Here is a 2,893-nt window from a genome sequence, read left to right as displayed (position 1 = left end):
GCCAAACATCGCGATGCCGCACAGTACGGAAGGCGCTGAAGGCGTCAATGAGACAGCGATCTGCTTCATGAAAGTGGAAGAGCCGGTACATTTTGATCCTGAGGACCCAGAGAAGGACGCACGGTTGTTCTTCGTATTAGCGAGTGCGGATCATGAGAAGCATTTGGAGAACATGATGCGGTTAAGTGAAATGTTAATGAATGAGGAATTAGTCGAAGAGCTGCTGGAAGCCAAGAGCAAGGAAGATCTTCTGGCTATCGATAAGAAATACTTAGAGAATTAAAGAGGGTAAAACAATGAAAATTGAAAAAATTAAGCTCGATGATATTAAACGTTGTTACTGCGCAAGCAATATCAACATGAATGGTGAAAATCATGTGATGTTTGCCAGTGAAGATCCAAATGTGCTGTGTGAAATGTTCAGCGGCAGAAATTTTGAAAAGAAAGAAAAAATTTGGGAAACACCGGGCGGCTGTATGTCGATTATTCCAATTCCCGGTAAAGAAGGTGAATTTCTGGCTGTTCAGGAATTCTATCTGAAAGTTTCACCAAGTCTATCTAAGATTGTATGGGGTAAATATACAGATCATGGTTTTGAGATTAAGGATGTTCTGCATATGCCTTATATCCATCGTTTTGATATTTATCATAAAAATGGCGTCAATTATTTTATCGGTGCTACGATTGCAACGAGTAAGACTTGCAAGGATGACTGGTCAGTGCCTGGACGCATTTATGTGGGCCAATTGCCTGAAGATTTGAATGAGGGAATTTCAGTGGAAGTTCTTGCGGATGGTCTTTACCGCAATCATGGCTACTGGCATGATCAGGATAATGGTGAGGATGTTGGTTATTTTGGTTCCGATCAAGGCATCGTTAAGGTTACACCGCCGGCTAAATTAGGCGGACAATGGAGTGTAGAGCTGATCATGCAGGGTACGATTGGTGAAATTGCAACCATTGATATTGATAATGACGGTGAAAAGGAAATCATGACGATTGAACCATTCCATGGCACTGAAATCAAAATTTATAAAAAGATTGACGGCAAGTATCAGGAAGTCTATCGCTATGATAATGAAATTGAATTCGCGCATACATTAGTTGGCTGCAAGCTGCGCGGTGTAAATACTTTCCTGGCGGGTGTCAGAAGAAAGGATGCGGAGATTTTCTATGTGCAGTTTGTCGATGGAAAATATCAGACTACTGTGATTGAAAAAGGTGTAGGCCCAGCTAATCTGGCCGTTGTGAATGAGGCAGACCGCGATATCATCGTAGCGGCAAATCATACGATGAATGAAGCGGCTGTATATGTCGTAACTGACTAGGAGGATGCTATGCTTGAAAAATTAAAACAAGAGGTTTTTGAAGCGAATTTATTGCTGCCTAAATATGGTTTAATTACATTCACATGGGGGAATGTTTCAGCGATTGACCGTGAATCCGGTTTGGTAATCATCAAGCCGAGCGGCGTTGAATATGACAGCATGAAGGTTGAGGATATGGTTGTTTGTGATTTGGATGGTAAAGTAGTCGAAGGCACATTAAAACCATCTTCAGATCTAATGACTCATCTTGAATTCTACAAGAATTTCCCAAATATCGGCGGTGTAGTACATACCCACAGCCGTTATGCAACTTCATGGGCACAGGCCGGTGAAGATATTCCGGCATTAGGAACTACGCATGGCGATTATTTCTATGGCCCGATTCCTTGTACACGCCGTATGAGTGATGAAGAGATTAAGGGCGCTTATGAGCTTGAAACCGGTAAAGTTATCGTTGAGACATTTAATGAAAGAGGTATTAATCCTGACTACATGCCGGCGGTACTGGTGAATTCACACGGCCCATTTACTTGGGGAACTGATGCTCATAATGCGGTGCATAATGCGGTTGTACTTGAGGAACTGGCATGTATGGCGCTGAATACGAAGATTATCAGAGGCAGTCTTGAACCGATGCAGGATACTTTATTGGATAAGCATTTCTTAAGGAAGCATGGACCGAATGCCTATTACGGTCAGGGTAAATAGTATGAAGGCTTATCAGCTGGGATTGTATGAAAAGTCGATGCCTAAGACATTGTCTTGGGAAGAAAAGCTTGAGCTGACAAAGCTGAGCGGCTTCGACTGGCTGGAAATCAGCATTGATGAAACTGATGAGAAGCTGGCCCGTCTTGACTGGAGTGAAGCACAGCGCAATGAGGTTCGTCATGCCATGGAAAAGACCGGTGTGAAAATGAATACAATGTGTCTGAGCGGTCATCGCAAATATCCGTTAGGAACAAAGGATGAAAAGACACGGCAGCGCAGTCTGGAAATTATGGAAAAAGCCATCGATTTGGCGGCTGATCTGGGTATTCGTATTATTCAGCTGGCGGGTTATGATGTGTATTATGATCAGGGTGATGCGCAAACCAAGGCTAATTTCATTGAAAATCTGCATAAGGCAGGTGAAATGGCGGCTGCAAAGGGTATTTTAATGGGTTTTGAGACGATGGAAACACCGTTCATGGATACGGTTGAGAAAGCTATGGAATATGTAAACCTGATGGACAGTCCTTACTTGGGTGTTTATCCTGATATTGGTAATTTAACCAATGCTTCTCTGCTTTATGGCAAGTCGGTGAATGATGATTTATTGACGGGTCAAGGTCATATCGTGGCAGCGCATTTAAAGGAAACAGTGCCGGGGGCTTACCGTGAGATACCTTTTGGTACAGGTCATACGAAATATGTAGAGAATATTGAAGTGTTGAAGGAACTTGGTGTGCGGATGTTTGTCGGTGAATTCTGGTATATTGGTTCAGAGTCTTGGCAGCAGGATTTAAAGGATGCCAGTACCTTCTTAAGAAAACATCTGGATACAGTTTTTAAATAGGAGAGATATG

Annotated in this window: 4 protein-coding genes; all 4 read left to right on the top strand. The window is 42.7% G+C overall.

Translation table 11 applies throughout. The features are described from left to right. A partial coding sequence (locus tag DAHG_RS19480) for a PTS sugar transporter subunit IIA (protein ID WP_022938524.1) occupies positions 1-283 on the top strand: 283 nt, incomplete at its 5' end. 13 nt (positions 284-296) lie between these two features. Beyond that, the gene (locus tag DAHG_RS11595) at positions 297-1,328 is read left to right on the top strand and encodes a hypothetical protein (RefSeq protein ID WP_022938523.1); all 1,032 of its coding nucleotides are present in this window, start codon (positions 297-299) and stop codon (positions 1,326-1,328) included. 9 nt (positions 1,329-1,337) lie between these two features. Next, positions 1,338-2,036 carry an L-ribulose-5-phosphate 4-epimerase gene (gene araD / locus DAHG_RS11590; protein WP_022938522.1) on the top strand — a complete coding sequence of 233 codons (699 nt, stop codon included), beginning with the start codon at positions 1,338-1,340 and terminating at the stop codon, positions 2,034-2,036. Next, complete coding sequence (locus tag DAHG_RS11585; protein ID WP_022938521.1) at positions 2,011-2,883, top strand: L-ribulose-5-phosphate 3-epimerase; 873 nt, start codon at positions 2,011-2,013, stop codon at positions 2,881-2,883. The genes araD and DAHG_RS11585 overlap by 26 nt, the downstream gene beginning before the upstream one ends. Positions 2,884-2,893: the final 10 nt, after the last annotated feature.

This window comes from Dielma fastidiosa, assembly GCF_000313565.1.
Taxonomy (GTDB): domain Bacteria; phylum Bacillota_I; class Bacilli_A; order Erysipelotrichales; family Erysipelotrichaceae; genus Dielma; species Dielma fastidiosa.
The sequence above is the reverse complement of the archived record's forward strand: the minus strand, read 5'-3'. Positions and strand labels throughout refer to the sequence as shown.